This is a genomic window from Desulfitobacterium sp. THU1, from assembly GCF_038181555.1.
Taxonomy (GTDB): Bacteria; Bacillota; Desulfitobacteriia; order Desulfitobacteriales; family Desulfitobacteriaceae; genus Desulfitobacterium.
Map to the genome: position 1 here is coordinate 63,105 of NZ_JBBWUA010000017.1, position 6,684 is coordinate 69,788.

Below are 6,684 nucleotides of genomic sequence, written 5' to 3' on the forward strand. Positions count from 1 at the left end.
TTGCTCTTACCAAGAGGCCAGCCTATTTTCTCGATGCGTTAGGTAAAAAATTGTACAGCCTAAAGGCAAGCGCAATTACAAATAGAACTACCCCAAAGGGAAGCAATCCTAAAGCCATCTCTAGAAGGGTGGGGAAATAGGGCCAAGAGCTGACAAAGGAAGACACCCCTTCCTGATAGGCGCCGGTTGCTACAGGATAAGTCCAAGCCTCAATTCCTGCCCCGTTGATATTCAAGGTCAAGGGGATGGCGTTGAAGGAAGGGAACATCAACATCATCCGATGGGCGAAAACCCCGATAAAGAGCAGGATACAGCCGAGGATGAGGGATTTAGGGGAGCTATTTCCCCTTTTCGTAAAGAAAAAGATCATGGTAAAGGCGGGCAAAAGTAGCTCCGTCCCATATAAAAACTTATATTCGCCAAAGAGCAGAGCAAAAAGCTCATGACCTTCTGCGCTTCCCCACCAACCATGAATCAGAAGATCCACTGCCACAAAGAAGAAATGCACGATCAGGGCACCGGCGACAATGACCGCGAGGGTCTTAAATGCCTCCTGATATTCCGCAAAGCCTTCTTTACCCACATAGAGAAGGGAGATCAGAAGCACCAGAGCTGTTCCAGAGGCGACTGCCACCGCAATGAAGTCCGGGGGTAATATGGCCGTATTCCACCAACCGCGCGAGGCTTGGGTGGCGAAAATCAAAGCGGTTACCGTATGGATCAGCACCGCAAAGGGCAGGCCGATGATCGCTACGCGCTTAGACCACTTCTTGGAGAAAAGCTGAATTTCTTCTGGGGAGTGCTTTTTAGTCCACCCATTTAAAAAGCCTCGACCCTCTCTATGCCAATCAGGCAAAAGCTGCACATAGACACTTAAGAAGGTGACCACAATATAAGCACTTATGACAATAACGTCCCAGACCAGAGGGGAACTGAAGTTGGGATGGAGGAGCATCTGATAGATTCGGTCAATACGACCCATATCCGGCAAAATCATGGCACCCGCCCCTAGGGAACAGGCAAAAGCTGATAAGGAAGCAATCCTCGTCAAGGGTTTGAGCTTTTCTAAGTTAAAGAGATAGACGGAGGAAGAGACAATCAGTCCTCCCGCCGCAATCCCCACAAAGAAAGCAAAGGTGGCGATATAGAGTCCCCAGCTAAAGGAATTTCGCATATTGGTGACAATGAGGCCTGCCTTTAATTGATAACCCCAGGCACTCAAGGCTATCAGCAGGAGAACCGCCCCTAGCACAAGTACTCCATTGATTGGCTTACGGGCAACAGGGATCGTCCGAGTAGTGACCACATTATTCTGTGCCAAAATTTTTTCACCCTTTCCGTTCCTACTCTGTATTTTGTTTTATCTTCTTACTTTTTTTAATCTTTTAGTATAGTTTTTTAGTCTTTTTGACTTTTAGTATTTAGTCCTTTAACTTTTTAGCTTTTTAATTCTTTTTGTGCTTTCTTTGATTTTATCTACTTTGCAAATTCTCTTTACCTTCACTTATTGTACCTAGTTTATTTTCTTTGAATTTCTTCACCAACGCCCTTTACTAGGATCAAATAAAATTTTAACGTCATTGCCCTCTATAATCCCTACCGATTAGGCTTACTAGCTAGCAGATAATAGACTTTAGGTTGAGTCCCCAAATCTTCTTTTAAACGGAAAGCCTGACGATCACGGATTAGGCGACTCACCTCTGAATCAGGATCCTCCAGATCTCCGAAAATCCGCGCTCGAGAAGGACAGGCTTGAACACATGCCGGATCTTTCCCTTGGGAGGTGTATTGGAAGCAAAAAGTGCATTTCTCCACGACCCCTACCGGGCGATTGGGCGTATAGACTAGTCGTCCATCCTTGTCTCTGGCCTCCGCCGGATATCCATATTCATAGCCTTCCTTATAGCCGGCTCGCTCCTTAACTTCCTTAGGATCTTCCCAATTAAACTGACGCACATTATAGGGACAAGCGGCGATGCAATAGCGACAACCGATACATCGTTCATAATCCACAAGAACGACGCCCCGCTCATCCGTATAGGTCGCCCCCACCGGACAAACCTTTTCACAGGGGGCATTATCACACATCTGGCAGGAAACCGGCAGGAAATTCATTTGCAAGTTCCCTTCTTCCCCCACAGCACTTTGATGATAGGGACTGCCGGGAGTAAAGACCCGATTCCACCAAGTTCCCGGGGGCTGAGCATTATGGGCTTTACAGGCTACTGCACAGGTGCGGCAACCGATACATTTATCCAAATCAATGACCATTCCTAATTTCATAGCTTATCACCCACCTTTTTAACATCGCAGAGACATTCATTCCACGCGGTATTGGGTGCCCACATTCCCGGCACGAAGTAAACCTCATGGGTCGGCTTAATAAAGGGATAGGTCAAACTGTTATAGGAGGTCTCTTTCAGATAACAGCTCCACCAGCCCTGCTCAAACATAGCCACCTTCCGTCCAACCCCAGCATCCACCACAGCATAGACCAAGAGCTTGCCTCGATCATTGTATACCTCGACCTCATCCCCCTGCTTAATCCCTTTTTCCTCCGCATCCGCCGGGTTGAGCCAAACATGGGCTTTGCCCTCTTGAAGCTCGTTCATCCAGATGTTATTGGAATGGGTGGAGTGTACCCGGTAGATAGCATTACGGGTAACGAAGTTAAAGGTGTATTTCTCCCGCGCCGCGGGGTTCAGGGCATATTCGCTTTCTTCAAAGGGTGGTTTATGGACCGGCAGCTGCTCACCTGCTTCTAAAAATGCATCCTCATCCTTGTAGAATTCGATTCGCCCGCTTTTTACAAACTGAGCCGTTTGCTCCAACTTAGCGGGAAGGCTTTGAGGCGGGAAGGGTCGCTTATTATGAACCTGCTCATAAAAAGGAATCTGCCGATCACCCGGTACTTCCGACTTTAAGCGCACCGGTCCTTGCTTGAGCTGTTCCAGAGTGATTCCTGCGCAATTTGGTCCGCCGGTTTTTAGCAAAAGCTTGATGACTTCTTCAGCGGCCTGATCCGGTTCCAAGCCGGGGAAAAAGTACTTTTCAAACTCCGGATTCAGTCGTTTTGCTAATTCTCTAAAAATCCAAAGCTCCGGCTTTCCCTCATAAACCGGGGTGATGGCCGGTTGTTGCAGCTGGAGATAGGGATGTACAGGGGAGGCTGTGAGATCCGTTTTTTCATACCAAGTGACCCCCGGCAAAACCGCATGACTGTACTCACAGCTGGTGGTCATTTGGAAGTCAATATTACACACAAACTCTAATTCCCCGGATTGAACCCGCTCCCGAAGGATATTAGACATATTATGTTGATCAAAAGGATTCCCCCAACCGGTAATCAAGGCCTTGATGCCGTCCTTAGGATACTTGGCCTTCATATTTTCTGTGGGGCCATTTAACACATAGAGGAAGGGTAGCCAGTTTTGCTTGCGACCCTCCGGAACCCACCACTCAGCCACCTTAATGCGGATCCGATATTGTCCGGCATAGGTCGAGATTCCCGCCCCCGGTTGACCGATGTTTCCCGTCAGGACATTGATCAAGGCCAGAGCCCGACCCTTAAGATCCCCATGATACCACTGATAATTGCTAGCCCCATAAACGATATGGAGAGGTTTGGTTGTCGCCATTTCTCGGGCAATGCGCACTAGATCATCCGGCTTCATTCCCGATTCCTTCTCCACTTCCTCAGGAGTATAGCTATTTAAGCTTTCCTTGAGAAGCTGGAAGACAGGCTTGGCGGTAACCCTCTCTCCGCTCTTAAGCGGCACCTCTACTTCTCCTTCCAGCAGTAAATTCTCTGGCAGGGCCAGGTTCTCGGAGTGAACCGTTAAAAAATTCCCATTGTAGGCGACAAAGGCTTCCCGATAGGCCGGGGTATCGGTTGGTTTGGTTAGGCCTTCTACCTCGGCGGCCTGCAGGCGTTTCCCATTATCTAGGCGCACGAGTAGAGGCATATCTGTGAAGGTCTTAATAAAGCCCTGATCATAAAGTCCTTCTTCGAGGATAACCTTGCAGATTCCTAAGGCCACGGCAGCATCACTGCTTCCGTTGATAGGTATGTACTCATCGGCCTTGGCAGCTGTCGGACTATAGCTGGGGTCAAAGACCACGACTTTGGTCCCTTTGTTTCTCGCCTCCACGAGAAAATGAGCATCAGGCAAACGGGTAGCTAAAATATTGGAACCAAATACCGCCATATAACGTGCATTCAGCCATTCACTGGGTTCAAGCTCTTCTGATTGGACCCCAAAGGTCATGGGCCAAAACATGGGCAGGTCGCCGTTTTGATCATAGGCGTGATGGATATTCCATCCGGCTAGGGTGGCTAGGCGAGACATGGCTCCCTTATGGACATAGCTGGTCCCTCCCACTTGGAAGGCGACCCCAATGGATTCCGGGCCATATTTGGAAGCGATTTCCTTAAGTCTCTCAGCTGTATAATCCAGAGCTTCCTCCCAGGTGGCCTTTTGCAGCTCGTCGACACCGGGCTTTCCCTTTTGGATCAAGGGAGTTTGGAGCCGATCCGGACCATAAACCAGATTCATCATGGATAGACCCTTCAAACAGCCGCGAGGATTATATTCTTGTTCCGGGTAATCTGCCGCCTGCACAATCGCCTTAATCTCGTTATTCTCCACGATGGCATTCATTCCACAGGCCCCTGTACAGTTAGGTGAACAGGTCGTGCGTACCGTCTTGAGTTCAGGAGCGCCCCCGCCTTCTCCTAAGACAGTTTCCTCAGCAAGAGCCTTGTTGGCGAAGCCCACGGCCCCGATGGTACCCACCATTACTCCTGTAGCTGCTGTCCCTTTTAAAAATTGGCGCCGCGATAGTTTAACCTTGTCTTTTCCCACTTCTTTCACTCCAGTCCATCGCATTTGTCTGGTATCTCTCTAATATATTTTGGTAACTTAATAAGGTGACCCGAACCTACTCCAGCTAAGAATACTTCGTAGCGCAACAAAAAACCGTGACTCAGGTCACGGCACTTAAAGAATATTCAGATACTCTTTATCTTTAGGCTCAGTAAGGAATTATCTCCCTTGCCCAGCATTGAATTGCAGCCAACTCGGAATAGTGAGGTTTATTTCCCACCACCACGTTTCTTGAAATCCTCATCGATCCGTTCTTTCCACTTCTTATCCAGAGAACGACTTGCACGCACACAGCTTACGGCTTCACTGATTACTTCATAATTCAACGATGTGCCTTCGCTGTCGGCATGATAATTTGTTGCCCTGTCTCTACTGATGCCGAAGCGTTCCGCGGTTGCGATGGCATCAATGTTAGCACCCAGAAAGATAAACTCCCAGCCATACTTACTTTGTTGGTGTTCTATCATTTGGCGCACTTTGGCATAGTTGAATTCACAGCTGGCGTTTTCTAAGCCGTCGGTGGTGATCACAAACATGACATGCTCGGCACGCTCCTCTTCAGCTGTATGTTTTTGGACATTGCCGATCTTATTAATTGTCTTGCCTACTGCATCGAGCAAGGCCGTATTGCCGCGCACATAGTACTCTTTGTCAGTGATAGGAGCGATTCCCCGCAGGTTAATGCGGTCATGGAGCAGTTCATAGCGGTCGTCAAATAATACCGTGGTGATAATGGCTTCGCCGGGTTCCTTTTGCTGCTTGGCGAGCATGGCATTATAGCCTCCGATGGTATCGCTTTCCAGTCCGCTCATAGAGCCACTTCTGTCTAGGATAAAAACCAGTTCTGTTAAATCTTTCTTCATCATGTTATCCTCCAAATCATTTTGTAATGATTTAAGGATAACATTGCAGCTCTTGATTCTGGTCGCTTGGCAAGCGACACATTATTATCGTGAGCGCAGGTACTCAACGGTCGGAAGCTTCTTTCCGCGCGGGGTTAAACTCCAAGTGGGTGCTGCTCAAAAGCAAAGAGCGCTTCATTAATTTCAAAGACATTGTAGATTTCCTCTTCGATGAAGTATTCAATAATGATATCGAATTTGCTGCTGTGGGAAAGGGCGTAACCGGCTTTTAACAGCAGATCTTTCGTTTCATCAAGATTCAGCCGCAAGGCGATGGCAAAAGCAATCGCGGTCGGTTTGCTCGGTTTGTAATTGAGGTCGTTGCGGATTTTGGAGAACAGTTTGCGGTCGATATTAGCCTTCTTATAGGTCTCGGCATCAGTCAGACCTTTTTCGTCAATCAATCGCAACAGCATCTGAGAGAAGGTTTCGTCCATATTTTTCACGACATCGTCCAGCTTGCGTTGGCGCTTGGACTTTGGCGCAGCTATTCCTATCGGTGAAAGTATGGGTGCTTCAGCCTGATATTCTTTGAAAGAATAACGATCCCGCAGACGGTCCTCGCGGGCAAAGGGCTGCTCTTCGATGTATTTATCATCGATGTATTGGGTGATCGAGGAAAATAGTTTCTCAGACAATGTAAAGGCTGTTTTGTCATAGATCACTAAGTATACGGTCATATCATTGTGCAAAAGGAAGTCCCCAATAACGGAAATTGCTACTTGAATAGCTTTATCCTTTGGATAGCCGAAAGCGCCTGCTGATATCAAGGGAAAGGCAATGCTCTCTATGTTGTGCTGCTGGGCGAGAGCTAATGAGTTTCTGTAGCTATCTGAAAGCAACTTCTCCTCATCCTTATGACCACCCTGCCAAACGGGACCCACGGTATGGATCAC

The 6,684-nt window shown here is 48.0% G+C and carries 5 protein-coding genes; all 5 read right to left on the minus strand.

All coding sequences use genetic code 11. The features are described 5' to 3' along the window. Positions 1–22: 22 nt before the first annotated feature. Complete coding sequence (gene nrfD, locus AAC978_RS12750) at positions 23–1,321, minus strand: NrfD/PsrC family molybdoenzyme membrane anchor subunit (protein ID WP_341548444.1); 1,299 nt, start codon at positions 1,319–1,321, stop codon at positions 23–25. A 275-nt stretch (positions 1,322–1,596) separates the two neighbouring features. Beyond that, positions 1,597–2,283, minus strand: coding sequence for a 4Fe-4S dicluster domain-containing protein (locus AAC978_RS12755; RefSeq protein WP_341548445.1), 687 nt, complete (start codon positions 2,281–2,283; stop codon positions 1,597–1,599). Next, positions 2,280–4,865 (minus strand): molybdopterin-dependent oxidoreductase, encoded by a 2,586-nt coding sequence (locus AAC978_RS12760; protein WP_341548446.1) that lies wholly within the window; start codon positions 4,863–4,865, stop codon positions 2,280–2,282. Before AAC978_RS12760 ends, AAC978_RS12755 begins: the two co-directional genes overlap by 4 nt. A gap of 230 nt (positions 4,866–5,095) precedes the next feature. Next, entirely contained in the window at positions 5,096–5,749 is a 654-nt protein-coding gene (locus tag AAC978_RS12765; RefSeq protein WP_341548449.1) for a vWA domain-containing protein, read from the minus strand. Positions 5,750–5,883: 134 nt separating this feature from the next. Further along, on the minus strand, positions 5,884–6,684 hold an 801-nt coding region (locus AAC978_RS12770), incomplete at its 5' end, for a macro domain-containing protein (protein ID WP_341548447.1).

What these genes read in the sequence shown, in the direction of transcription:
- AAC978_RS12755 (WP_341548445.1), bottom strand. Translation starts at nt 2,283, where the DNA reads ATGAAATTAGGAATGGTCATTGATTTGGATAAATGTATCGGTTGCCGC.
- AAC978_RS12765 (WP_341548449.1), bottom strand. Translation starts at nt 5,749, where the DNA reads ATGAAGAAAGATTTAACAGAACTGGTTTTTATCCTAGACAGAAGTGGC.